The sequence below is a fragment of the Aeromonas sp. S13(2024) genome (assembly GCF_041402405.1).
GTDB lineage: Bacteria > Pseudomonadota > Gammaproteobacteria > Enterobacterales > Aeromonadaceae > Aeromonas > Aeromonas veronii.
In genome coordinates this window covers 756,509-779,900 of the sequence record NZ_JBGLRA010000001.1, presented here as the reverse complement: position 1 = coordinate 779,900, position 23,392 = coordinate 756,509, and the positions used below count along the sequence as shown (strand labels likewise).

The 23,392-nt window shown below is 62.4% G+C and carries 22 protein-coding genes and 1 tRNA gene; 17 read left to right on the top strand and 6 right to left on the bottom strand.

Translation table 11 applies throughout. The annotated features are described in order from the left end of the window. Positions 1–304: 304 nt before the first annotated feature. The 16 genes from ACB042_RS03435 (at position 305) to hypA (ending at position 17,110) form a co-directional block, all read left to right on the top strand. On the top strand, positions 305–970 hold the full coding sequence (locus ACB042_RS03435; protein ID WP_371177788.1) for a 4Fe-4S dicluster domain-containing protein: 666 nt from the start codon (positions 305–307) through the stop codon (positions 968–970). Then, on the top strand, positions 970–2,853 hold the full coding sequence (hyfB, locus tag ACB042_RS03430) for a hydrogenase 4 subunit B (protein WP_371177787.1): 1,884 nt from the start codon (positions 970–972) through the stop codon (positions 2,851–2,853). Before ACB042_RS03435 ends, hyfB begins: the two co-directional genes overlap by 1 nt. Before the next feature lies 1 nt (position 2,854). After that, positions 2,855–3,808, top strand: a complete 954-nt coding sequence (locus tag ACB042_RS03425; RefSeq protein WP_100645946.1) for a respiratory chain complex I subunit 1 family protein — start codon at positions 2,855–2,857, stop codon at positions 3,806–3,808. Between the two features lie 80 nt (positions 3,809–3,888). Next, the gene (locus ACB042_RS03420; RefSeq protein ID WP_371177786.1) at positions 3,889–5,607 is read left to right on the top strand and encodes an NADH-quinone oxidoreductase subunit C; all 1,719 of its coding nucleotides are present in this window, start codon (positions 3,889–3,891) and stop codon (positions 5,605–5,607) included. 9 nt (positions 5,608–5,616) lie between these two features. Then, complete coding sequence (locus ACB042_RS03415; RefSeq protein ID WP_371177785.1) at positions 5,617–6,183, top strand: formate hydrogenlyase complex iron-sulfur subunit; 567 nt, start codon at positions 5,617–5,619, stop codon at positions 6,181–6,183. Beyond that, complete coding sequence (locus ACB042_RS03410) at positions 6,183–6,998, top strand: NADH-quinone oxidoreductase subunit B family protein (protein WP_371177784.1); 816 nt, start codon at positions 6,183–6,185, stop codon at positions 6,996–6,998. The genes ACB042_RS03415 and ACB042_RS03410 overlap by 1 nt, the downstream gene beginning before the upstream one ends. Next, complete coding sequence (locus ACB042_RS03405) at positions 6,991–7,404, top strand: formate hydrogenlyase maturation HycH family protein (RefSeq protein WP_158109995.1); 414 nt, start codon at positions 6,991–6,993, stop codon at positions 7,402–7,404. Before ACB042_RS03410 ends, ACB042_RS03405 begins: the two co-directional genes overlap by 8 nt. Next, positions 7,404–7,895, top strand: a complete 492-nt coding sequence (hycI, locus tag ACB042_RS03400; RefSeq protein WP_201957220.1) for a hydrogenase maturation peptidase HycI — start codon at positions 7,404–7,406, stop codon at positions 7,893–7,895. Before ACB042_RS03405 ends, hycI begins: the two co-directional genes overlap by 1 nt. A 213-nt stretch (positions 7,896–8,108) precedes the next feature. Next, a tRNA-Sec gene (locus ACB042_RS03395) sits at positions 8,109–8,200 on the top strand. A 315-nt stretch (positions 8,201–8,515) separates the two neighbouring features. Continuing rightward, complete coding sequence (gene selA, locus ACB042_RS03390) at positions 8,516–9,994, top strand: L-seryl-tRNA(Sec) selenium transferase (RefSeq protein WP_179901626.1); 1,479 nt, start codon at positions 8,516–8,518, stop codon at positions 9,992–9,994. A 4-nt stretch (positions 9,995–9,998) separates the two neighbouring features. Beyond that, entirely contained in the window at positions 9,999–11,894 is a 1,896-nt protein-coding gene (gene selB / locus ACB042_RS03385; RefSeq protein WP_371177783.1) for a selenocysteine-specific translation elongation factor, read from the top strand. Next, on the top strand, positions 11,891–14,329 hold the full coding sequence (gene hypF / locus ACB042_RS03380) for a carbamoyltransferase HypF (protein ID WP_371177782.1): 2,439 nt from the start codon (positions 11,891–11,893) through the stop codon (positions 14,327–14,329). Before selB ends, hypF begins: the two co-directional genes overlap by 4 nt. A 5-nt stretch (positions 14,330–14,334) precedes the next feature. After that, on the top strand, positions 14,335–14,586 hold the full coding sequence (locus ACB042_RS03375; protein WP_371177781.1) for a HypC/HybG/HupF family hydrogenase formation chaperone: 252 nt from the start codon (positions 14,335–14,337) through the stop codon (positions 14,584–14,586). Further along, the gene (gene hypD / locus ACB042_RS03370; protein ID WP_371177780.1) at positions 14,580–15,698 is read left to right on the top strand and encodes a hydrogenase formation protein HypD; all 1,119 of its coding nucleotides are present in this window, start codon (positions 14,580–14,582) and stop codon (positions 15,696–15,698) included. Before ACB042_RS03375 ends, hypD begins: the two co-directional genes overlap by 7 nt. After that, entirely contained in the window at positions 15,695–16,699 is a 1,005-nt protein-coding gene (gene hypE / locus ACB042_RS03365; protein WP_371177779.1) for a hydrogenase expression/formation protein HypE, read from the top strand. Before hypD ends, hypE begins: the two co-directional genes overlap by 4 nt. A gap of 69 nt (positions 16,700–16,768) precedes the next feature. Beyond that, a complete protein-coding gene (gene hypA, locus ACB042_RS03360) occupies positions 16,769–17,110 on the top strand; it encodes a hydrogenase maturation nickel metallochaperone HypA (RefSeq protein WP_045526958.1) in 342 nt (113 codons plus the stop codon). Here hypA and ACB042_RS03355 read toward each other — a convergent pair. Then, a complete protein-coding gene (locus ACB042_RS03355; RefSeq protein ID WP_230599208.1) occupies positions 17,088–17,468 on the bottom strand; it encodes a hypothetical protein in 381 nt (126 codons plus the stop codon). The two genes, hypA and ACB042_RS03355, sit on opposite strands and share 23 nt — an antisense overlap. Here ACB042_RS03355 and hypB point away from each other — a divergent pair. Further along, positions 17,349–18,197 (top strand): hydrogenase nickel incorporation protein HypB, encoded by an 849-nt coding sequence (gene hypB, locus ACB042_RS03350; protein WP_371177831.1) that lies wholly within the window; start codon positions 17,349–17,351, stop codon positions 18,195–18,197. The genes ACB042_RS03355 and hypB overlap by 120 nt on opposite strands. Positions 18,198–18,543: 346 nt before the next feature. Here hypB and ACB042_RS03345 read toward each other — a convergent pair whose 3' ends face one another. From ACB042_RS03345 to ACB042_RS03325, 5 genes are read right to left on the bottom strand one after another with little or no spacing between them, the layout of a single operon-like run. After that, positions 18,544–19,185: an ATP-binding cassette domain-containing protein gene (locus tag ACB042_RS03345; protein WP_371166682.1), complete on the bottom strand. Its 642-nt coding sequence runs from the start codon at positions 19,183–19,185 to the stop codon at positions 18,544–18,546. Beyond that, complete coding sequence (locus ACB042_RS03340) at positions 19,185–19,973, bottom strand: ATP-binding cassette domain-containing protein (protein ID WP_371177778.1); 789 nt, start codon at positions 19,971–19,973, stop codon at positions 19,185–19,187. Before ACB042_RS03340 ends, ACB042_RS03345 begins: the two co-directional genes overlap by 1 nt. Then, the gene (locus ACB042_RS03335) at positions 19,967–20,782 is read right to left on the bottom strand and encodes an ABC transporter permease (protein WP_371177777.1); all 816 of its coding nucleotides are present in this window, start codon (positions 20,780–20,782) and stop codon (positions 19,967–19,969) included. Before ACB042_RS03335 ends, ACB042_RS03340 begins: the two co-directional genes overlap by 7 nt. Beyond that, positions 20,772–21,776, bottom strand: a complete 1,005-nt coding sequence (locus tag ACB042_RS03330; RefSeq protein ID WP_371177776.1) for an ABC transporter permease — start codon at positions 21,774–21,776, stop codon at positions 20,772–20,774. Before ACB042_RS03330 ends, ACB042_RS03335 begins: the two co-directional genes overlap by 11 nt. Continuing rightward, positions 21,761–23,383, bottom strand: a complete 1,623-nt coding sequence (locus ACB042_RS03325) for an ABC transporter substrate-binding protein (RefSeq protein ID WP_371177775.1) — start codon at positions 23,381–23,383, stop codon at positions 21,761–21,763. The genes ACB042_RS03330 and ACB042_RS03325 overlap by 16 nt, the downstream gene beginning before the upstream one ends. Positions 23,384–23,392: the final 9 nt, after the last annotated feature.

The window sequence follows — 23,392 nt, the reverse complement described above, 5'->3', positions numbered from 1 at the left end:
CTCCCGCGAGGGGAGAAGGGGGCAAACCACCGTGGCCATATGCTGCAAACGGTGCAATTCACTGCGTTCTTTGCACCCTGCTTATTGCTGCGTTTTCCAAGGTGACGAACCCTCTTGGCGGCTTCGTCACAAGTGACGAACGTCACAGTTCGACAGCCACATCAGCGCGTTCATCCAACCATGTGAATATTTTTATTTATTTAAAAACAGCCACTTAAAACCAATTTCGCTGCAAAAACCAATCTGGCCCGTATCTTGCCAACCAGCCCCTACTTTCTCCGTTCGCGACACGACAAGGTAGGCTATGAACCGCTTCGTTATCGCTGACCCCAAGCTTTGTATCGGCTGTGGCACCTGTATGGCGGCCTGCAGCGAGGTACACAAGGCGCAAGGTTTGCAGCAAGCCCCCCGTTTAACCGTTATGCGACACGAGCAGGCGACCATGCCGGTTCAGTGCCGTCACTGTGACGATGCCCCCTGCATCAAGGTGTGCCCGGTCGAGGCCATTCGCCAGACCGGCGATTGCGTGCAACTCAACGAGTCGCTCTGCATCGGCTGCAATCTCTGCGCCGTGGCCTGCCCCTTTGGCGCCATCCAGAGCGGCGGCAGCCGTCCGGTGGCCGTGGCCACCAGTTACGACACCTATATCCCCTGCTCCATCCGTTCCAGCAACCCCTCCACCTCCGCTGGCCTGCGCTGCTTTGGCGAGGATCTGCTGAGCTGGGAGCCGGGGGTGCGCAGCATCGCCGTCAAGTGCGACCTGTGCGAGTTTCGCGCCGACGGCCCGGCCTGTGTCGGTGCCTGCCCCTCCCAGGCACTGAAGCTGATCAATGACGGCGACACCGAACGCGCCGCCCGTATCCGTCGCCAGCAAGCGGCCGACACCAACCCGCAAGGGGCCTCCGCCTTCTCGGCGCCTGCCACGGCGCTCCCTGCATCCGATTTATCTACCACAGAGGGAGTTCGCTGATGTTGTCCCCCCTTGTTATGGCCACGCTCCTGCTCTTTTTGCTGGGCGCTGCCGCCGGTTTGCTGCTGCAAAAGCTGCCCGCACTGGCCAACCGCCTCAATAGCGGCTTTGCCCTGCTGGGATCACTCGCGGGTCTGGTCGCCGCCATCCAGATCTTTGCTCAAGGCACCCCCGTCGACGGCCAGCTTTGGCTGCTGGGCTCGGTGCACCTCGACATGCTGGCCGCGCTGATGCTGCTGGTGATTAGCACCGTCGGCGTCGCCGTCGCCCTCTACTCCTTTGCCTATATTCGCGAATATCAGGGCAAGGGGGATGTGGCCATCGGCGCGCTGATGAACCTCTTCCTCTTTGCCATGGTGGGCATGGTGCTGGCCGACAACGCGCTCGGTTTTTTGCTCTGCTACGAGCTGGTGACCCTCACCACCTACTGGCTGGTCAAGACCAACCCGGATGCTGCCAAACAGAGCCGCCTCTACTTGGTGATGAACCATATCGGCATGGCGCTGGTGCTGGTCGCCTTCTGGCTGCTCTGCCGCGAAAGCGGCTCGCTGGAGTTCGCCGCGCTGCGCGAGCACCATCTGGCGGGCGCCCTGGCATCCCTGGTGTTCCTGCTCAGCTTCTGCGGTTTTGGCCTGCGCGCCGGTTTCGTGCCGCTGCACGGCTGGCTGCCGGTGGCCGAGCCCGTTGCCCCCTCCCATATCTCGGCGCTGATGTCTGGCGTCATGGTGAAGCTGGGTCTGTTTGGCATCTTGCGAGTCAGCATCGACTTTCTCGGTGCCAGCCAACTCTGGTGGGGCTACATGGTACTGATCTTCGGTGCCTGCTCGGCAGTGCTCGGGGTGCTGTTTGCGCTGGCCGAGCATGACCTCAAGCGGCTGCTCGCCTACCACACGGTGGAGAACATCGGCATCATCCTGATGGGGATGGGCATCGGCATGATCGGCATCGCCAACCAGCAACCGGCACTGGTGGTGCTGGGGCTGCTCGGCGCCCTCTATCACCTGCTCAACCACGCCATCTTCAAGAGCCTGCTCTTTATGGGCACCGGCTCGGTGATGTTCCGCCTGCACACCCGTGACATGGACAAGATGGGGGGCCTGGCCAAGCTGATGCCCTGGACCGCGCTGGCGTTCCTCATCGGTGCCATGGCCATCTCGGCGCTGCCGCCGCTGAACGGCTTTGTCAGCGAGTGGTTTATCTATCAGTCGCTCCTTTCCATGACCAAGCTCGGCACCTCCGTCGTCGCGCCGCTCGCGGTAGTGATGCTGGCGGTGACCGGCGCCATGGCGGTGATGTGTTTCGTCAAGGTGTATGGCATCTGCTTCTGCGGCGCCCCGCGCAGCGAACACGCGAGCCACGCCCGCGAAGTGCCGAGCGCCATGGTGGCAGGCACCCTGCTGCTGGCCGCTGTCTGTCTGGTGCTGGGTCTGGGCGCCCCCTGGATTGCCCCCCATATCGCCAGCTATGGTCAGGCCCTCGTCTCTACTCAAGTCACGAGCCAGATAAGCGTCGCCACCGGCGCGACCCTGCTGCCGCTCGATAGCAGCCAGGCGATCCTCTCCCCGCCCGTTATCGCCATCACCCTGCTGGGGCTGTTCCTCATCCCGCTGCTGGTACTGGCCATCTTCAAGGGGCCCAAGCTCGGTCGTCGTCACGCCGGCACCCCGTGGGCCTGTGGTTACGCCTATGAGGAGCGCATGAGCCTCACCTCTGGCGGTGTCACCCACACCTTGCGCCAACTCTGCGCGCCACTCTATCGCAAGCAGCCGCAGCTCGATCTGGCCAGCGCCCTGCACGGGGTGAGCGATACCAGCGGGACAACCGGCTGGCTGCTGCACGGCATTGTGCTGGCGCTCTTTATCCTGATGGCTGTAGGAGTCTGATATGCCTGTTCTTGAAATGCCGAGCTGGGGCATGGTTGCCCTCGCCCTGACCCAGGCCATCGCCATGCTGGCGCTGGCGCCGCTCGCCACCGGTTTCAACCGGGTGCTGCGGGCCAAGATGCACTCCCGTCAGGGGCCGGGCCTGCTGCAGGATTACCGGGATATCGCCAAGCTCCTGCGCCGTCAGGAGGTAACCCCCGAGCCTGCCGGCATCATCTTCAACCTGATGCCTGCGCTGCTCATCGCCGCCCTCTTGCTGGTGGGGATGGCGCTGCCGACCCTGACTCATGAGTCCCCCTTCCCCATCGCCGGGGATCTCATCACCGACATCTATCTGTTCGCCATCTTCCGCTTCTTCTTTTCGCTGGCGGGGCTCGACAGCGGCAGCATGTTTGCAGGTATTGGTGCCCGCCGCGAGCTGACCCTCGGCATTCTGGTGGAGCCCATTCTGGTGCTCGCCTGCTTCATCATGGCGATGATGGTGGGCAGCTCGGATCTGGGCAATATCAGCAACTATGTGGCGACCCAGCCACTGGCCGCGCCGGTTGCCACCCTGCTGGCCGGTGCCGCCTGCGCCTTCGCGGTGTTTGTCGAGATGGGCAAGCTGCCCTTTGACTGCGCCGAAGCCGAGCAGGAGCTGCAAGAGGGGCCGCTCACCGAGTATTCCGGTGCGGGGCTCGCCCTGCTCAAGCTCTCCATCGGCCTCAAGCAACTGGTGGTGGTGCAGCTCTTTCTGGTGATTTTCCTCCCCTTCGGCAAGGCGGCCAACTGGAGTCTGCCTGCGCTCATCGGCGCGGCGCTGATCCTCGCCTGCAAGCTGCTGGTGGCCTTTTTACTGGCTGGCATCATCGAAAACGCCATGGCCCGTACCCAGTTCGTGCGCACCCACAAGCTCACCCGCTACGGGTTGGGGCTGGCCCTGCTGGCGCTGCTCGCCTATCTGGTCGGGATCTGAATCATGCCCGCCAGCACAGCGACTTTTTCCGATTTCATCATTTGTGAATGCTCATTCCCGAACATTAAAGTGAGAACTGCATGACCATCGCCATTTCGGATCGCATCGGCTGCGATTACATCCAGCAGGTGCGAGCACAACTGCCCCACGCCATCGTCGACGAGGAGTGGCAAACCGCCGATCAAGCCACCATCACCGTCAAGCCCACCAGTCTGGTTGAGACGGCCAGCCTGATCTTCCACCAGCTGGGGGGCTGGCTTCCGCTCTCCTTTGCCAATGACGAGCGCAGCCTCAACGGCCACTTCGCCGTCTACCACGTCTTCTCCATGGAGGGCGACACCAAATGCTGGATCACCGTCAAGGTGCTGGTGGATGCCGATACCCAGGAGTACCCCTCCATCACCCCGACCATTCCGGCGGCGGTGTGGGGCGAGCGGGAGATCCGCGACATGTACGGCCTGCGTGCCATCGGTCTGCCAGACGAACGCCGTCTGGTGTTGCCGGACGACTGGCCGGAGGATATCCACCCGCTACGCAAGGACGCCATGGATTATCGCCAGCGCCCGATGCCCACCACCGACACCGAGACCTACCCCTTCGTCAACGAACTCGGCAGTGATACCAACCGCATCGTGCCGGTCGGCCCGCTGCACATCACCTCGGATGAACCGGGCCACTTTCGTCTGTTCGTCGATGGCGAAGACATCATCGATGCCGACTACCGCCTCTTCTATGTCCATCGCGGCATGGAGAAGCTGGCGGAAACCCGCATGGGCTACAACGAAGTGGCGTTTCTGACCGACCGGGTCTGCGGCATCTGCGGCTTTACCCACAGCGTCGCCTACACCACCTCGGTGGAGAACGCCATGGGTATTCCGGTGCCGGAGCGGGCCAAGATGATCCGCGCCGTGCTGCTGGAGGTGGAGCGCCTGCACAGCCATATCCTCAACATCGGCCTGTCGAGCCACTTCACCGGTTTCGACACCGGCTTCATGCAGTTCTTCCGGGTGCGGGAAAAATCCATGACCCTGGCCGAGCTGCTGACCGGCGCGCGCAAGACCTACGGTCTCAACCTGATTGGCGGGGTACGCCGCGATATTTTCAAGGAAGATCGCATCAAGGGTGCCCAGCTGGTGCGCGAGCTCCGTGATGAGCTCAAACCCCTGGTGGACATGCTGCTGGATACCGCCAACATATCCTCCCGCCTCATCGGTATCGGCAAGCTCGAGCCGCAGATTGCCCGCGATTTCAGCTGTGTCGGCCCCATGGTACGGGCGAGCGGCTTCAAGCGCGACGTGCGCCGGGTCCACGACTTTGCCGGCTACCGTGAGCTGCCGATGGAGATCCAGACCAAGGCGGGTTGCGATGTGCAATCCCGGGTGCTGGTACGCATCCACGAGCTCTACGACTCCCTCGACATGATTGAGTTCGGCTTGGAGCACCTGCCGGAAGGGCCGCTGTTGACCGAAGGGTTCACCTACCAGCCGGGCAAGTTTGCGCTGGGCTTTACCGAAGCGCCCCGCGGCGAGAACGTCCACTGGAGCATGACCGGAGATAACCAGAAGCTGTTCCGCTGGCGCTGCCGCGCCGCCACCTACGCCAACTGGCCCGCCCTGCGCTACATGCTGCGCGGCAATACCGTGGCGGATGCGCCACTCATCATCGGCAGTCTGGATCCCTGCTACTCCTGTACCGACCGGGTCACCCTGGTCGACCCCAAGAAGGGCAAATCCACCGTGGTCTCCTACAAGGAGATCGAGCGCTACGGCATCGATCGCAAAAACTCTCCGCTGAAATAAGGGGTCATCATGATCAAGCTGTTCAAGACCATCCTCAAGGCTGGCACCCCGACCGCCAAGTACCCCTTCGCCCCTTACGAGGTGAACCGGGATTTTCGCGGCAAACCGAAATATCAGGCGGATCAGTGCATCGCCTGCGCCGCCTGCACCAAGGCCTGCCCGGCCAATGCGCTGGTGATGGAAGTGGACATGGAGACCGGCGAACGGCGCTGGGAGATCTCCATGGCGCGCTGCGTCTTCTGCGGCCGCTGCGAGGAGGTTTGCCCGACCCGCGCCATCGCCCTCTCCCCCGAGTTCGAGCTGGCGGTGACCAACAAGGCCGATCTCTATGAGGAGGCCCGCTTCGCGCTGGCCCCCTGCACCCTGTGCGGCACCTACTTTGCCCCGAGCAAGCTGGTAGCACTGGTGGAGGACACCCTCAAGCAAGCTGGCACGCCGCTGGCTCGCGATGCCAAGCCGCTGGCGCCGCCAGAGCGACTGCACCACTGCCCCGACTGCAAACGAAAACAGAGCATGCTGAGCCAGCCTGACTCGGCCCTGATCACACCGATAGCCACACAACAGGAGTGGATGTGATGAGCAAGATCAAAGGCATAGAACCGGTTGTCGGCCATGCCCATACCCGCGCCGTGCCGCTGGCACAGGATCCCGAGATCACCAAACTCAAGAAGACCCTGCTCAAGGACATTCGCCGCTCGGCCTATGTCTACCGGGTCGATTGCGGCGGCTGCAACGCCTGCGAGATCGAGATCTTCGCCACCATCACCCCGCTGTTTGATGCCGAGCGTTTCGGCATCAAGGTGGTTGCCTCCCCGCGCCACGCCGACATCCTGCTCTTTACCGGCGCAGTGACCCGGGCGATGCGGGTACCGGCCCTGCGCGCCTACGAGGCGGCGCCCGATCCCAAGATCTGCATCGCCTATGGCGCCTGCGGCTGTGACGGTGGCATCTTCCACGACCTCTACTGCGTCTGGGGCGGCACCGACAAGATCGTGCCGGTGGATGTCTATATCCCCGGCTGCCCTCCGACACCGGCGGCCACCATCTACGGCTTTGCCGTGGCGCTCGGTCTGCTTGAGCAGAAACTCAAAGCCACCAGCCACGAGGTGCAACCGGGTGAGCGGGTCGAACTGCGCCACACCGGTATCCCCAACGAAATCCGGGTGATGATCGAACGCGAAGCGCGCCGCATGGCCGGTTATCGTCAGGGGCGGATCATCGCCGACGAGTTTATGGCCCTGCTCGAAGGGGCGACCCAGCAGGATGTGGATCTGCGCATCCAGAGCTACCTCGATCAGCACGACGATCCGCGCCTGGCGGAGATCGTCCACAACCTCGCAAACGCCTGCCTCAACCGGGCGGCCGGCAAGGGAGAGGCGGTGCATGGCTAACGAGGTTTTCTTCTATCGCCTCTCGCGCAAGTTCGTCGACGAGCAGTTCGACGTGCCGGAAGAGGCCAGGGAGGTGATGTACTACAGCCTCGCCATCGGCCACCACCTCGGCATTGTCGATTGCCTGCGAGCAGACCTGGTCTGCTCGCTGACCGGTTATCGCGACTGGGTAGCCAAGCTGCCAGAAGGGAGCGAAGCGCGCCGCAAGATGGAGGGGTTTCTCACCTTTGGCGAGATCACCATCTATCGCGAGCACTGCCATATGCTGGCCTGCGCCTTCGACCGACTGCGCAAAGCCGACAATCTGCTCGATGAGCAGGAGCTGGGCTGGACCAACACCTTTATGGATCAGCTCACCGCCCTCTTTAACGACCCCCATATGTACCTGATGGTAAGGAGCCGCTGATGGGCTGCAATCTCGTGTTGACCGTGGGCAATGCCATGATGGGGGACGACGGTGCCGGCCCCTATCTTGCCGACAAACTGCAAGCCGCCCCCCTGCCCGGCTGGATCCATATCGACGGCGGCATCGCGCCGGAAAATGTGGTCTACAAGGTGCGGGAGTTGCAACCGGAGCGGGTGGTGCTGGTGGATGCCGCCGAGATCGGCGAGAAGGCGGGAACCCTGCAGGTGATCCCCCCCGAGACCATCGCCGAGATGTTTATCTTCTCGACCCACAATATGCCGCTCAATTTCCTGATCGACGAGCTCAAGACCTTTGTCCCCGAGGTGATATTTGTCGGGGTACAACCGGCCATCGTGGCGTTCTCCTTCCCGATGACCGAGATGGTGAGCGAGGCGATGGATTATCTTTATCAGCATCTTGATGCCGCCAAGGATACCGGTCTGTTAATAGATAAACTGGATCAGTGGAATATTGCCAACGCCAACCGGTGATTATTTATCGAGTTGTTAACGACCGTTATTGACCGACGGTTATGCCAATGTGATCGAGGCCCGATGTTAAATTAAAAACATCGGGCTAATTGTGCTGAACTTGATATAAAACAAGGTTCTTTGATTTTTTCAAAAAATCGCTAACTCTCGATTTTTTATGACAAAAAAAGCGTTGCCAGTCACAGAAATTTGCCACAAAATGACGACCGTTACGGAAGTTGATGGGGTCTGGTGGCCTCCTCGGTCTTCAAAACCGATGTGAGCCGAGAAGGCTTTGGCAGGTTCGATTCCTGCCTCTTCCGCCAAATTTATCTATTGAACAAATACTCTCTCGCTGTATTTATCAGCCTGAATGTTATTTTCTTCGTTTGTTCAATATGTTTGAAACAATACCTTAGTAAAAGGTGCTTGCCGCTTGCCAATATAATCCGAAGTCAGGTTATCTCGCTGGCCAAAAATTAATTTATCAGCATCGATGAAGCATTAATTTATACCCGCTCATTGATGCACCCAGTTTGCAGTTATCCGCAAATTGCCAGCAGTGCCATAACCCGTCAGCTCGGCCTCTCTATCGGCAAACCGGTGCGCATCCCGAACCCACGCACTGCACTGGTAATCCCATGCCGAACTCGTCTCACGCGCCAGCCATCCCCCATCGCCAGCCCGCATCAGGTACGGCTGCCGATGATTCACAGCCAGATTCTCAGCAACAGCCCGGCCAGCAACACACGCGCCGTCTGCCGCAAGTGGAACAGCTGCTGCAGCAACCCTTTCTCGCCGGGTTTATCGAGGCGCTGAGCCGCCCGCTGGTGACTCAGGCGGTGCGCGAGACCCTGAGTGCGCTGCGCCAGAGCGAAGATTTTCGCCAGCATGGCGTCGCCCCCGAGCAGACCGAGGCGCTGATTGCCAAGCGCTGCCGACAGCAGTTGCGCCAACGTCAAACCCGGGTGATCAACGCCACCGGCACCCTGGTGCATACCAATCTGGGGCGTTCGCCGCTCTGTAGCGAACTGTGGGACGAGGTGCGTGACCTCAACACCGGCTACAACAATCTGGAGCTGGATCTCGCCACCGGCAAGCGCGGCGGGCGCAAGGGGCTGATCGCCCCCCTGCTCCGTTGCCTCACCCAGGCCGAGGATTCGCTGGTGGTCAACAACAACGCCGCTTCGCTCTTTTTGCTGCTGCAGGAGGTGGCCAAGGGGCGCGAGGTGATCGTCTCGCGCGGCGAGCAGATCCAGATTGGCGGCGGCTTTCGCATTCCCGACATTCTGGCGCTCTCCGGCGCCAAACTGGTGGAGGTAGGCACTACCAATATCACTACCGCCAAAGATTACCTCGATGCCATCACCGATCAGACCGCGCTGGTACTGATGGTGCACAGATCCAATTTCGCCATTCGCGGCTTTACCGAATCACCCGATATCGGCGAGGTGGCCCGCGCCCTGCCCGAACATGTAGTGCTGGCGGTGGATCAGGGCTCCGGCTTGACCACCGAAGAGTTTGCGCCGGATGAAACCTCGGTGCGCCAGTACATCAAGGCGGGGGCAGATCTGGTCTGCTACTCAGGCGACAAGCTCTTGGGGGGCCCGCAATCGGGCATCATCAGCGGCCGCGCCGATCTCATCAAGCGGCTGGAAAAACACCCCATGATGCGTACCTTCCGCCCGAGCCGCATCGTCTACTCCCTGCTCGAACGCCTGCTCATCCACAAACTCAACAAATCTCCCGTCGGCGAGGGTATCGCCCAGCGCACCTTGAGCAACCCGGCCGCCATGCAGGCGAGAGCCTCCCGGCTGATGTCCGCCCTGCCCGGCTGTTTTGTGCCGGTCCCCGCCCAGCTGGTGGTGGGCGGTGGCACCTTGCCGGACGAGTTCTATCCGGCCCCTGCGCTCGAATGCACCGACCCGCGCCCGGCCCAGCAGCTGCTCGATGATTTGCGCGAACTGCCGGTGCCGGTCATCGCCACCGTGCGCCAGCAGAAGGTGCTGCTCAATATGGCGAGCCTGCTGCCGACCGAGATGGAACTGCTGATCGCCCAACTCAAGGAATTGCTGCTGCCCGCCCCGTTCAATGCAACAAATGCGACCGAGGAGCCCTGATCCCATGACCCCCTATCGCGCCGTTATCGGTCTTGCTGGTCACGTGGACCACGGCAAGACCCTGCTGATCAAGGCCCTCACCGGCATCACCACCGCCCGCGCCCTCGAGCAGGCCATCGGCATGACCCAGGATCTCGGCTTTGCCCACTTTGACGACGGTCAGGGCAACACCATAGGCGTCATCGACGTGCCCGGCCACGAGCGCTATATCCGCAACATGGTGGCGGGGCTCTGGAGTCTGGATCTGGTGCTGCTGGTGATTGCCGCCGACGAGGGGTGGATGCCGATGACCGGCGATCACCTGCGCCTGCTCAAGGCGATGGGGGTGCCGCGCCTCCTGGTCTGCATCAACAAGTGCGATCTGGTCTCCCCCGACGAGCTTTTGCTGTTGGAAGAGAGCCTGCTGGAGCGGGTAATGGACGAGAGCGGCATGGTGCCCGACATCGTCAGCGTCAGCGCCAAAACCGGCGCCAATATGGCAGCCCTGCACACCGCCATCGTCTGCCAGCTAGGAGATATGGCTGAGCATCATGCTCCCCTCGAACAGGCCGCCCCGCGACTGTATGTAGACAGGGTCTTTACCGCCAACGGCACCGGCACCGTGCTTACCGGCACCTTGCAGCAGGGCAGCCTCAAGGTGGGGGACAAGCTGCGCCTCTACCCCGCCGATCGGGAGGTGCAGGTGCGCTCCCTGCAGGCCTATCACCAGAGCGTCGACGAGATCGGCGCCGTCTGCCGGGTGGCGGTGGGCCTGAAAAAAGTGCCCCACAAGGAGGTGGCTCGCGGCCACAGCCTGACCAGCGCAGCTGGCCAGTGCGAGGCGGCGACTCACCTCATCGTGCGGCTCAACACCGAGAGCCTGAGCGGCAAGGCACTACGCCCCTCTCTGCACAACAAGGAGGTCGAAGTAGCCCTCGGCAGCTGGCATGGCCGGGCCCGTTTCGTGCCGATCAAGGACTCCCGGCTGGCGCGGCTGATCTTTGCCAGCCCCATCCCCTGCTTCTTTGGCCAGCCGCTCGCCATCATTCGCCACGGCAGCAGCGAATTGCTGCACGGCGCCCGCATCGTCTGGTGCGGCGACATCCATCCCGCCAGACGCAAGGCGCTGCACACCCTGCTCGGTGAGCTGCCTGATGAGCTCGAGCACTACAACCCGGCCACCCTGCAGCTTGGCCTCAATGGCTATGTGCTGGCCAGCCGCTTTGACCAGCAGCCAGAGCAGGTCACCCCCCTCGGTGAGTGGCTGCTGGATAGCTGCTGGCTGGCCCAGAGCCGCGACCAGCTGCTGGCCACGCTGGCCAGCGAACCGCTCAGCGCCGCCGAGCTGGCAACCCGCTTTGGCATCGCCCTGCCGGTCATTCAGGCCCTGCTCCAGCAGCTCAAGAGCGAGCAGCTTGTTCGCCTGCACCATGACAAGTGGCAGCAGGGCAGCGGCGAGTCGGAAGATGATCTGGGGGAAGAGGCGCAGCTGGTGCTCAAGGTGGTGCGAGATCAAGGCAAGGAGGGGTACGAGCCCGGTAAACTGGGCCCCGGCGGCGTAGAGCTGGATCCCTTTATCACCCGCAAGCTGCCCGCCGCCCTGCTGCAGGGCTTGCAACAAAAAGGCGCGTTGCAAAAGCAGCTGCGCAATCTGGCGCGACTCAAGTATCTGGTGCAGCTCGATGGCCCCATCTACTACGACGCCGAGCTTTACAACCAGATGGTCGCCGAAGTGCTGGCGGGCCAGCAGGTGGGAGATCTGATCGACATGGCATCCCTCAAGGAGATCACCGGCTTGTCGCGTAAATACGCCATTCCGTTCTGCCTGCGCATGGAGATGGATGGCTGGGTGCGGCGCGAGGAGAACGAGCGCCGGGTGCTGCGTTTGCCGCAGACTCAAGATGAGATGGAGCCGGCATGAGCTCCACCATCGCCCCTTCTGGCTCTGCCAATCCTGTGGCCAACCGGCTGCGCCGCGAATTTCATATCGACGGCATCGTACAGGGGGTCGGCTTTCGCCCCTTCGTCTATGGGCTGGCGCTGCGCCACGGCCTTGCCGGTTATGTCTTGAACGATGCCAACGGCGTCACCATCGGCGCCGAAGGATCGCCTGAGCAGCTCGCCAGCTTTGCCCGTGAACTGCGAGAACTGGCGCCGCCGCTTAGCCGCATCGATCATTTCAGCGAGCGGGAGCTGCCCCTCGCTCATGATCCCGACTTCGATGGCCAATTTCATAGCCAGTTTCGAATTAAAGCGAGCCAGCAGCAGAGCGCGGCCACGGTCGCCATCTCGCCGGATCAGGGGATGTGCGAGGCGTGCGCCACGGACGTGGCCAATCCCAACGATCGCCACCACCACTACCCCTTTACCAACTGCACCCACTGCGGCCCGCGCTACACCATCATCCGCCGCCTCCCCTACGACCGCCCCCATACCGCCATGGCCGGTTTTGCCATGTGCCGGCGTTGTGCGGCGGCCTATGAAAACCCGCTGGACAGACGCTACCACGCCCAGCCGGTGAGCTGCCCCGAGTGCGGGCCCCACCTCAGCTGGCGAAATGGCCGTGGCGATGCCCTAGCCGAGCGCGAGGATGCCCTGCACGAAGCTGCACGTGACCTGCAAGCGGGGGCGCTGATTGCAGTCAAGGGGATGGGGGGGTATCACCTGATATGTGATGCCCGCAATGAACAGAGTGTGGCCAGATTGCGAACGCTCAAGCGGCGCGCGCGCAAGCCACTGGCGGTGATGATGGGCTCCCTTGCCGAGGCCAAATTGCATGTCACCGGCTGCGAGGCAGAGTGGACGCTGCTCGCCTCTCAGGCCAGACCCATTACTCTGCTGCGCAAACGCAAAAACGATGATCGGCCGTCAGAATCGCAACAATCTGCTGCGCCGCTGGCCGAGGGGATCGCTCCCGGCATCCCCTACCTTGGGGTTATGCTCCCCTATACCCCGCTCCATCAGCTGCTGCTGAATGCCTGCGCCATGCCGCTGGTGGCCACCAGTGCCAATGGCCGCGGCAGCCCGATCCTTATCGAGTGCGAGGCGGTGGTCAGGGAACTCGGCAGCGAGATTGACGGCATCCTGGATCACAATCGCCCCATCCTGCACCCGTGCGACGACAGTCTGGTGCAGTGGGCAGGCGGGCGGCGCCAGACGTTGCGCCTCGCCCGGGGTTATGCCCCCTGCACTCCCAGCCTGCAAGAGGCGGTCAAGGCGCCGCTGCTGGCGGTCGGGGCGCAGCAGAAGAACCAGCTGGCGCTCGCCTTCGGCCGCCAGCGCATCTACAGCCCCTATATCGGCGATCTGCACAGCCTGCCGATGCAAGAGCACTTCGAGCAGACCCTGGCGACCTTTCGCGACCTCTACGATCTCAAGCCAGAACTGCTGGTCTCGGATCGCCACCCGGGCTACCTCAGCCATCAGTGGGCCAAAGGCTATTGCCATGATCAGGGGGCAACCCATCTCGAGGTGCAGCACCATCACGCCCACCTGCTGGGGGTGATGGCCGAGCACAACATCACGGGCCCGGTGCTGGGTGTTGCCTTCGATGGCACCGGCCTTGGCGATGACGGCACCCTCTGGGGTGGCGAGCTGCTGCTGGCCGATGTGAAGGACTTCGAGCGCGTTGCCCACCTCAAACCCTTCAAGCTGATCGGCGGCGAGGCGGCCATCCGCGAGCCGGTGCGCCAGCTGCTGGGGCTGCTGTTTGAATCGCACAGCCCTGAGCAGATCAGTGCCCTCGATATTCCGTTGATCAAGCAACTGCCCCTTAAGCGGATCAGCAACCTGCACCAGCTCTGGCAGCTGGGTCGCAACGCCCCTTACACCAGTTCCATCGGCCGGCTGTTCGATGCGGTGGCGGCGCTCTTGGGAGTGATCGATACCCCGGATTACGAGGGCGAAGCGGGACTCCTGCTGGAGGCAGCCGCCTTACAATTGGCCCCCGATGAATTGCCCTTCCCCCTCGCCTTTGATCTCAGCCAATCAACAGAGGGACCACTGCAGATCCAGTGGGCCGAGCTCATCAATACCCTTGTCAGCGAGCGGCGCAAAGGCACCGCCACCGCCAGCCTGGCCGCCGGTTTTATCCGCGCCATCAGCAATCTGGTCATCGCCCTTGCCGAACGCTTCCCCGGCTATCCGGTGGCGCTCGGGGGCGGCGTCTTTCAAAACCGGGTGCTGATGGACCAGCTGGTTCCCGCTCTCGAAGCGGCCGGCCGGCAGGTATTGACCTCTGAAACCCTGCCGCTCAATGACGGTGGCATCGCCGCCGGTCAGCTCTGGTTTGCCATCCACCATCTTGCCACGCACCAGCCTGTCACCACCGGCTGTGCCACCTTGTCGGAGTCCTGAAATCCATGTGTCTATCCATCCCCTCTCAGGTGGTGCAGCTGCACCCCGAAGATAGCTGCGTCACCGTCGACACCCTGGGAGTGCAGCGGCGCGTCAGCTGCATGCTGCTCGAAGAGCCTCTCAACATTGGCGACTATGTGCTGCTCCATATCGGCTTTGTGATGAGCAAGATTGACCAGGAAGAGGCTCAGGCCAGCCTCGAGAGCTTCCGCCAGATGGTGGCCCTGATGCCCAAACAGGATATCTTGCCATGCTGACCTTGAATGATCTCTTTCAGGGCTTTCGCCAGCCCGAGGTGATCCGTGCCCTCGCCGCCCAAATTACAGAACTGGCCAAGGATTTGCCCGAGCCGCTGCGGGTGATGGAGGTGTGTGGCGGCCATACCCACACCATCATGAAGTACAGCCTGCACCAGCTGCTGCCAGCCAGCATCGAGTTCGTTCACGGCCCCGGCTGCCCGGTCTGCATCATGCCCAAAGAGCGCATCGATCAGGCCATCGAGCTGGCGAGTCAACCGAATGTCATTCTGGTCACCCTGGGGGACATGATCCGGGTGCCGGGCTCCAAAGGCACGCTGGCCCAGCAGCGCGCCAAGGGGAGCGATATCCGCCCGGTCTATGACCCCCTCGATGCCCTGCGTATCGCCCGTGAGAACCCTGAGAAAACCGTGGTCTTCTTCGCCATCGGTTTCGAGACCTCCACCCCCATGACCGCCGCCTTGCTGGCTGCGGCTGAAGCTGAGGGGATTGAGAACCTGCTGTTTCATATCAACCATGTGCTGGTGCCCCCCGCCATTCATGCGGTGATGGCCGACGGGGTGGCCAAGGTGAACGCCTTTATCGGCCCCTCTCACGTCAGCGTCATCACCGGCGCCGATATCTACCTGCCCATCGTCGAACGCTATCAGGTACCTGTGGTGGTGAGCGGCTTCGAGCCGGTGGATGTGATGGAGGCGCTCTTGATGATGGTGCGCCAGAAGGTGGAGGGTCGCTACGCGCTGGAGGTGCAATACAGCCGCGCCGTCACCGCCAGCGGCAATAAAGCCGCCCAGCGGCTGGTCGAGCGCTTTTTCGAGACCCGCGAGCACTTTCGCTGGCGGGGTCTGGGGGATATCAACGCCTCGGCCCTGCGCCTGCGCGATGCCTTTGCCAAGCGCGATGCGGAGCGTCACTTCGCGCTCAATCAGACCCCCATCGATGACCACAAGGCGTGCCAGTGCGCCGATATCCTGCGCGGCCTTGCCAAGCCTAACCAGTGCAAAGTCTTTGGCCGGGGCTGCACCCCGACCCAGCCCATGGGCAGCTGCATGGTCAGCTCCGAGGGGGCCTGCAATGCCTACTACCGATATATGGGGATCCAGGAACGATGAGAGAAATCCAACTTAGCCACGGTGGCGGCGGTGTAGAGATGAACCAGCTGATCAACCAGCTCTTCTTTCGCCACTTTGGTAACGAGATCCTGCTGCGCGGTGAAGATGCCGCCCTGTTGCCGGTAGAGGGCCCCGTCGCCTTCACCACCGACAGCTTTACCGTCTCGCCGCTCTTCTTCGAGGGGGGCAATATCGGCAAACTGGCTATCGCCGGCACGGTCAACGATCTCGCCATGATGGGGGCCAAGCCCGAGTATCTGAGCGCCAGCTTTATCATCGAGGAGGGGTTCCCCTACGCCGATCTGGCCCGCATCGTCGAGTCGATGGCCTCAGAGCTGGCCAAGAGCGGTGCCCACATCGTCTGCGGCGACACCAAGGTGGTGCCCAAGGGGGCAGCCGACAAGATCTTTATCAACACCAGCGGGGTCGGCACCTTCCCGCTGCCTGAGCAGAGCCGGGGCATATCGGTGCGAAACCTCAAGGCCGGTGACGCCATTCTGGTGTCGCGGGATATCGGCAGCCACGGCGCCTGCATCCTGATGGCCCGTGACGCCCTGCAACTGGGCTCCGATCTCAAGAGCGACTGCACCACCCTCTGGCCGCAGGTAGAAGCACTGCTAAAAGCGGGGATTACCCCTCACGCCCTGCGCGACGCCACCCGCGGTGGCCTTGCCGCCGTGCTCAACGAGTGGAGCAGCGCCTCCGGTGTTGCCATCGAACTGGAGGAGTCCGCCATTCCGGTGTGCGATCCGGTGCGCGGCCTGTGCGAACTCTACGGTTTCGAGCCCCATGATCTCGCCAACGAGGGAACCATGGTGCTGGCCCTGCCTGCCGAACAGGCACAGGACGCACTGGGCATCTTGCGGCAATTCAACCCCGCGGCAAGCCAGATCGGTGTGGTGCAGGCGAGCGATCGCCACAAGGTGATCCTCAACAACCCCTGGGGCAGCCGCCGCTATCTGGAGCTACCGCAAGGGGAGCTGCTGCCGCGGATCTGTTGAGCGGCCATGCCGTTTCGTCAATTACAGGGAGGAGTCACTGCTCCTCCCCATATCGGTTAAGGAGCCACCATGCACGAAATGTCTCTGGCCATGGCCGCCATCGATCTGGCGGCCGAACAGGCCACCCAGCGGGGCTTTACCAGGGTGACCGCCCTCTGGCTCGAGGTCGGCAGCTTCTCCTGCGTCGACCCGGACACCATTGCCTTCTGTTTCGAGGCGGCCGCCAAGGGCACCGCCGTCGAGGGGGCCCAACTGCACTTTCAACACCAGGCGGCAGAGGCCTGGTGTTATGACTGCAACCAGACGGTCACCCTCACCGAACGCGGGCAGGCCTGTCCCGAGTGTGGCGGATACAAATTACGAGTCGCGCAGGGTGATAGCCTGCGCATCACCGACATCGAGGTAAGTTGATATGTGTAGCGTATGCGGATGCGGCCAGGCGCGGATCGCCGGCCATGAGCACGATCATGAGCATCATCACGAACATGAACATCACCATGAACATGGTCATGAGCACGACCATCATCATGCCCATGACGCCCATCACCATCATGACCACGAGCAGAGTGCGCCGCGCACCCTGATCATTCACCACCACTATCACCATCAGGGGGATGTCCATCACCACTACCACGGGGTGCGGGCTCCCATAAGCCACGAGGGTCATGATCACCCCCATGAGCACCATCATGATCACCCCCACGACCATCATCATGATCATGCCCACTCTCATGACCACGGCCATTCCCATGATCACAGCCATGACCATGACCATGACCATGACCATGACCATCAGCAGGGTGATCTGCACTATGGCAAAGGGGAAGCGGGATTGTCGGTGCCCGGCATGGGTCAGCGCCAGCTGATCGCCATCGAGATGGATGTGCTGGCCAAAAACAATGCATTGGCCGCCCACAACCGCGAACACTTCGACGAAGCGGCCCAGCTGGTGCTCAATCTGGTCTCTAGCCCGGGGTCAGGCAAAACCACTTTGCTGTGCGAAACCCTGCGCCAGCTGGCCGACAAGCGCCCCTGCGCGGTGATCGAAGGGGATCAGCAGACCAGCGCCGATGCGGATCGCATTCGTGCTACTGGCGTCCCTGCCGTGCAGATCAACACCGGCAAGGGCTGCCATCTGGATGCCAAAATGGTTCACGATGCATGCCACCAGCTGCCCGCCAATCAAGGGGGCATCCTCTTTATCGAGAACGTGGGCAATCTGGTCTGCCCCGCCAGCTTCGATCTCGGCGAGAAGTACAAGGTGGCGATCCTCTCCGTCACCGAGGGGGAAGAGAAGCCGCTGAAATATCCGGATATGTTCGCCGCCGCCCAGCTGATGGTGATCAACAAGATCGATCTGCTGCCCTACGTCAGCTTTGACGTGGCCCGCTGCATCGAGAACGCCAAACGGGTCAACCCCTATATTCAGGTGATCCAGGTCAGCGCAACTACAGGCGAAGGAATGGATGCCTGGCTCAACTGGCTGGCCAGTGCCTGAACCAGTTAAACGCTGCTGATAACGGTAGAAAACAAGAGAGGGAGGCTGATGCCTCCCTCTCTTTTATCTATGAACCTTGTCGGCCGTGCTATCTGTTTGGAGTAGCCAGCGTCCCCTCACCCTGGCCCTCTCCCCAGGGAGAGGGAACCGGTTTGTGGATGCCGGCAGCATGCTGCAACTATACGACTCCCTCAAACGCCTCAGGGGGCGCTTCGAGCATAACAACCAGCCATATTCTTAAACCCCGAGATTTTCCAAACCCTAAACCCCGAGCGTGGTGAGATGGCACCTTCTGCTCCCTTCTCCCCTTGCGGGAGAAGGGCTGGGGATGAGGGGGAACTAACTATCAGGCCGCATTTTCAGCCAATACACCAGTCACGGGCTGCACCTCCCCAAAGCGCAGCACCCGATGGCAGATCTGGCGTAATAATGCCTGCTGGTGACTGAAGATCACCATGCCAAGCCCGCGCTGCTCGCATTCAACCATCAACTCCCGCCAGAGCTGACGCTGTATTTGCGGATCCAGCTGGGCGGTCACCTCGTCGGCAACCAGCAGACGAGTGCGAGGATCGAGGGCGCGCAACAGCGCGATGCGGGCCAGCTCGCCACCGGAGAGTTGACCGGGTTTACGACCAAGCCATTCAGGCTTGACCATAAAGCGGGCCAGCATGGCGTCATCGGGGCGCCATACATCCCAGAGCGCCTGCCCTGTGGTGCGATAGGGATTGAAGGTCAGTTCCGGATGCTGGGGCACCAGCTGGATGGGGTTATAACCTTTTACCTGTTCAGGTACTGGCTGCCCATCCAGCAGGATCTGCCCGCCAGCCCCAACCGGTTGCCAACCGGCCAATACCCGCCCCAGCGTGGTCTTACCATGGCCGCTGGGGGCAGAGATACCGAGCCGCTCCCCCGCTTTCACCGTCAGCGATAACCCCTGCCAGAGGGGGCGTTCCCCCTGGGCGATGGTGAGATTTCGTACTTCCAACATCAGGAGACCTCCGGCACAGAGAAGAGCGCATTGAACTCGGGCAGCGCCTGCCAGTGGGCGCGGAGCATCTCGCTCCCCTGCCCCTGGCGCAGATGGTGGCAGCTCAAGGTATCGCTCACCTGCCCCTGATGCAGCGCCACAATGCGATCGGCAAAGCGAGCCGCCAGCGCCAGATCGTGGGTCACCCAGAGGATACCGTTGCCCTGATTGGCCAATTCACGCAACTGGCCGAGCAGCAGACAGGCCAGCCCCTCGTCGAGCCAGGCGGTGATCTCGTCTGCCAGAATGTAGCGAGCACCGCCGAGCGCCGCAGTACAGGCCAGAATGCGCTTGGCCATGCCACCGGAGAGCTGGCGCGGATAGCGATCCAGAGTGGCAGCAGGCAGCTGGTAGCGCAGCAGCTGCTCGCCGAGCCGCTTGCGAGAACCGCTCTGGCCGCAGAGACGTGCCGCACGCCCCAGCTGGCGCTCCACCGTCAGCAATGGATTGAGGGCGCTTACTCCCTGTGGCACATAGCAGAGAGTGTGACCGCGCAGACGGGCGCGGCTGGCATCGCACAGAGGTGTGCCATCGAGGGAGATGCTGCCGCGCATGCGCAGATTGTCCGGCAGCAATGTCAGGGCGCTTTGCAGCAACAGGCTCTTGCCCTCGCCGCTCCCCCCCACCAGTGCCACTATCTCCCCCGGCGCCAGTTGCAGGCTGATATCGGTCAGCAATGGCAGCCAGCTGCGCCGCCCCAGCCAGGAGTAGTGGGCCGCCTCTATGGTCACCTGATCAAAACTCAGCATGGTTCACTCCTGTGCCACAGCAGCTGTTGCAAGGCGCGGGTAGCCTGATCAAACAGCAACACCAGCAGCAGCAACATCAGTCCCGGGAAGAGGGCCAGCCACCAGCCGCCACCGGCCAGATAACGCAGGGCATCGGCCAGCAGCAGGCCCAGCGAGGCCTCGTGGGCCGCCAGACCAAAGCCTAGAAAGCTCAAGGCCGCGCTGTGCAGCACCGCATGGGGAAACATCAGCAAAGTCCCGATAAACCACTGGGGCAGCAGCCCCGGCAGCAGGTGGGTACGCCAGCGACGCAGCGCCCCCATCCCCTGACAGCGGGCCAGCACTACGTAGTCGCTGCAGGCGATCCGCCGCGCTTCTGCGCAAAGGATCAGCGCCAACTTGGGCCAGTGGGTGAGCGCCACCGCCAGGATCACCCCGCGCATGCCGCCCCCCACGGTAAAGCAGATAAGGATCAAGAGCAGCATATGGGGCAGCGCCAGCATGGCGTCGATCACCATTCGCACCGCCGCATCACATCTGGGGTGAACGAGCGATACGCTTGCCGCCACCATGGCCAGCAGGCCACTGCAGAGAGCCGTGCTGATGCCGAGCTCCAGACTGGTGAGGGTGCCCTGAAAGGCGCGCAACCAGAGATCCCGCCCCATCTGATCGGTGCCGAACCAGTGGGTCAGCGAGGGAGGCTGCTGGCGCGCCAGCAGATCCATCGGCACATCCTGATGAGAGAGGCTCCAGCCGTAAGTGGCCAGCAGCGCCAATCCGAGCAGGGCTACAGCGAGGCGCAGTATGGAGGGAAACGGATTAAACAGCATGCTCGCCCTCCCAACCCCGATTGATGCGCGTCAGCAGCAAACTGGCCACCGTGTTGCCAATAAAGACCAGCAGGGTACAAAAAAGCACTATGCCCATCAGCAAGGGGATATCCCCCCGCAGCCCCGCATCCACGGTGGCCTGGCCGAGCCCCGGATAGGAGAAGACCTTCTCGGCCAAGAGCGATCCGCCAATCAGCTCGCCAAGGGAGGCAAACTGCAGGCAGAGCGCCGGGGTCAGGGCGTGGCGCAGCACATGAAAACGCAGCATGGGCCAGCCGCCATCCCCCTGAGCGCGGGCGTAGCGGATAAAGTCGCTCTCCAGCACCTCGGCCACCCGCCCCCGGGTATGCAGGGCAATATTGCCCAGCCCGAGCAGGGCGAGCGTGGTGACCGGCAGCAGCAGATGACGCAGCCGCATGGCCCAGTCCACCTCCTCGGCGGAGAGGCCCGGCGTCCAGGCGCAGCAAACTGGCAGTAGTGGCCAATGCACCGCAAACAGGGCGAGCAGCAACAGGCCGACCCAGAAGGTGGGCAAGGAGGCGAGCAGGTAGGCAAAGCGACAGATCAGGCGATCGGGCCAGCGGTTGAGATAGCGACCAGCACAGAGGCCCAGCAAAATCCCGAAAAAGCCGGAGAGCAGCCAGGCACCCGCCAGCAGCAGGAAGGAGGCAGCAAAACGCTGGCCAATGACCTCACCCACAGGTGCGTTGTAGAGCATGGAGTAGCCGAGATCCCCCCGCAGCACCTGGGTAAACCAGTGCCAGTAGCGCAGCCAGAGCGGCTGATCCAGCCCCCAACGGGCGGCGATGCGGGCGTACTGCTCTGGCGGCACATGGAGCAGATCGTTGCCAATATAGGCCTTGATGGGGTCGATGGGGGAGTAGCTCAGCAGCACAAAGGTGGCGACCGAGACCAGACAGAGCAGCCCTGCCAGACGCAGCAGGGCTTTCAGACTTGTGCTAATCAACGTGGACGAACTTAACGGCACGTCCACCGCCAATCTTGCAGGTTGTTGAGCAGGGACCAGCTACCGTGGATTTCCGGCGCTCCCTTGCCAAGGTCGATGCAGCGGTTGGCGAGATAGGTGTGCTGCACATTGAGCAGCCAGGCCCAGGCGGCATCTCCCTGCACTCCGGCGCCGGTCTTGCCATCCCACTCCACCTGCTGCCAGAACGGCACGGCCGCCTGCCAGTTCGGGGCATCCAGCGCCTGCTTGAGGTGGCCATCCACCACAGGGTTGCTGTAGTAGCCCGGGTTGTAGAACTCCACGCCACCGGAGCCGCTCTGGTAGTGGTGATAGAGCTCCATGGGATCCAGACTCCCCCACCCCATCAGCACCGGATTGGCGTGCATCTCCCGCTCCACCTGCTCCCAGCTGCCGGACTTGAGGCTCACCTCAAGACCGATGGGCCCCAGCATGGCCCGCACCGCTTCCGCCAGATCCCGGCGGGTGCTGTCACCACTGGTGTACCAGAGGGTAAAGGCGGCGCGCAGGTCGCCCTTGTGGCGAATGCCGTCACTGCCCATCTTCCAGCCCGCCTCATCGAGCAGGGCGTTGGCATGGGCGACATCTCCATCCTTGAAGGCGGTGGCTTTGTTTAGCCAAGGCAGGCCTTCTACCGCACTGTAGGCGGGGATGGCGTGCCCTTCCAGCAGCTGGTCGGCCAGCAGCTTGCGGTCGATGGCGTAGTTGATGGCGCGGCGCACCGCCACGTCAGAGGTCACGTCGTTGCCGATGGGATAACCCTTGGCATCCTTGCCGCCAGCAGGCGGAATGGGGAAGACGATGCCGCGGTTCTCCACGCTCGGCCGCACCCAGAGCTTGAGGGAAGCAGGCACGGTGGGCGCCAGTGACGGGGCAATGCGCACCACATCGAGCTGGCTGCTCTGGGCGGCGGCATAGGCGCTCTCTTCATCGATAAAGACAAAGACCAGCCGTTTGAAGTCATTGTTGCCACCGGCGTAATAGGGGTTCGCCTCCACCACCAGCTGTTGACCGGGCAGGAAGCTCACCAACCGGTAAGGGCCGGCACCGACCGGCTTTTGGGCATATGCTTTTGCATCGTAATCCCGCTTCGACACTATCCCCAAGGATCCCAGCACGTTGACGAAGGTGCTCTGAGGGGCGCTAAGAGTGATGGCCACCTCGGTGGGTGAGAGCACCTTGGCCGAGACAAAGTTGCCCATGTCGATCTTGCCGCCGCCCTTGGCTGCGCTGTTGTAGGTAAAGGCCACATCCTCGGCGGTGAGCGGCGCGCCGTTGGAGAATTTCAGGTCAGGCTTGAGGGTAATGAGCCATCCTTTGCCATCCTTGCTCGGGGTCACCGATTGGGTGAGCACATTCTGCCAGCCGAGATCGGCACTATCGCCAGCAATCTGTTTGAGCAGCGGGCTGTGCAGCAGCAGGTAGCTGCCGTGACTCCAGCCAAGCAGAGGGTCAAACCCTTCGGTGGGCTCACTGCCGATGGCGAGCTTGAGCTCGGCAGGCACAGGTTGGGCAGCGGCCAGCGCCGCGTGAGAAGCGGTGCCCAGCAGCAGGGTCAACAGGGCGGTAGCGCTGGATCTGGCGTAATGGCGAAGGGAATTGCGAGAAACAGTCATGGGGATCCT

Bases quoted from the DNA above. Each gene is read 5' to 3' on its own strand.
- ACB042_RS03435 (WP_371177788.1), top strand. From the start codon at position 305: ATGAACCGCTTCGTTATCGCTGACCCCAAGCTTTGTATCGGCTGTGGC.
- hyfB (WP_371177787.1), top strand. From the start codon at position 970: ATGTTGTCCCCCCTTGTTATGGCCACGCTCCTGCTCTTTTTGCTGGGC.
- ACB042_RS03425 (WP_100645946.1), top strand. From the start codon at position 2,855: ATGCCTGTTCTTGAAATGCCGAGCTGGGGCATGGTTGCCCTCGCCCTG.
- ACB042_RS03420 (WP_371177786.1), top strand. From the start codon at position 3,889: ATGACCATCGCCATTTCGGATCGCATCGGCTGCGATTACATCCAGCAG.
- ACB042_RS03415 (WP_371177785.1), top strand. From the start codon at position 5,617: ATGATCAAGCTGTTCAAGACCATCCTCAAGGCTGGCACCCCGACCGCC.
- ACB042_RS03410 (WP_371177784.1), top strand. From the start codon at position 6,183: ATGAGCAAGATCAAAGGCATAGAACCGGTTGTCGGCCATGCCCATACC.
- ACB042_RS03405 (WP_158109995.1), top strand. From the start codon at position 6,991: ATGGCTAACGAGGTTTTCTTCTATCGCCTCTCGCGCAAGTTCGTCGAC.
- hycI (WP_201957220.1), top strand. From the start codon at position 7,404: ATGGGCTGCAATCTCGTGTTGACCGTGGGCAATGCCATGATGGGGGAC.
- selA (WP_179901626.1), top strand. From the start codon at position 8,516: ATGCCGAACTCGTCTCACGCGCCAGCCATCCCCCATCGCCAGCCCGCA.
- selB (WP_371177783.1), top strand. From the start codon at position 9,999: ATGACCCCCTATCGCGCCGTTATCGGTCTTGCTGGTCACGTGGACCAC.
- hypF (WP_371177782.1), top strand. From the start codon at position 11,891: ATGAGCTCCACCATCGCCCCTTCTGGCTCTGCCAATCCTGTGGCCAAC.
- ACB042_RS03375 (WP_371177781.1), top strand. From the start codon at position 14,335: ATGTGTCTATCCATCCCCTCTCAGGTGGTGCAGCTGCACCCCGAAGAT.
- hypD (WP_371177780.1), top strand. From the start codon at position 14,580: ATGCTGACCTTGAATGATCTCTTTCAGGGCTTTCGCCAGCCCGAGGTG.
- hypE (WP_371177779.1), top strand. From the start codon at position 15,695: ATGAGAGAAATCCAACTTAGCCACGGTGGCGGCGGTGTAGAGATGAAC.
- hypA (WP_045526958.1), top strand. From the start codon at position 16,769: ATGCACGAAATGTCTCTGGCCATGGCCGCCATCGATCTGGCGGCCGAA.
- ACB042_RS03355 (WP_230599208.1), bottom strand. From the start codon at position 17,468: ATGGTCATGGCTGTGATCATGGGAATGGCCGTGGTCATGAGAGTGGGC.
- ACB042_RS03345 (WP_371166682.1), bottom strand. From the start codon at position 19,185: ATGTTGGAAGTACGAAATCTCACCATCGCCCAGGGGGAACGCCCCCTC.
- ACB042_RS03340 (WP_371177778.1), bottom strand. From the start codon at position 19,973: ATGCTGAGTTTTGATCAGGTGACCATAGAGGCGGCCCACTACTCCTGG.
- ACB042_RS03335 (WP_371177777.1), bottom strand. From the start codon at position 20,782: ATGCTGTTTAATCCGTTTCCCTCCATACTGCGCCTCGCTGTAGCCCTG.
- ACB042_RS03325 (WP_371177775.1), bottom strand. From the start codon at position 23,383: ATGACTGTTTCTCGCAATTCCCTTCGCCATTACGCCAGATCCAGCGCT.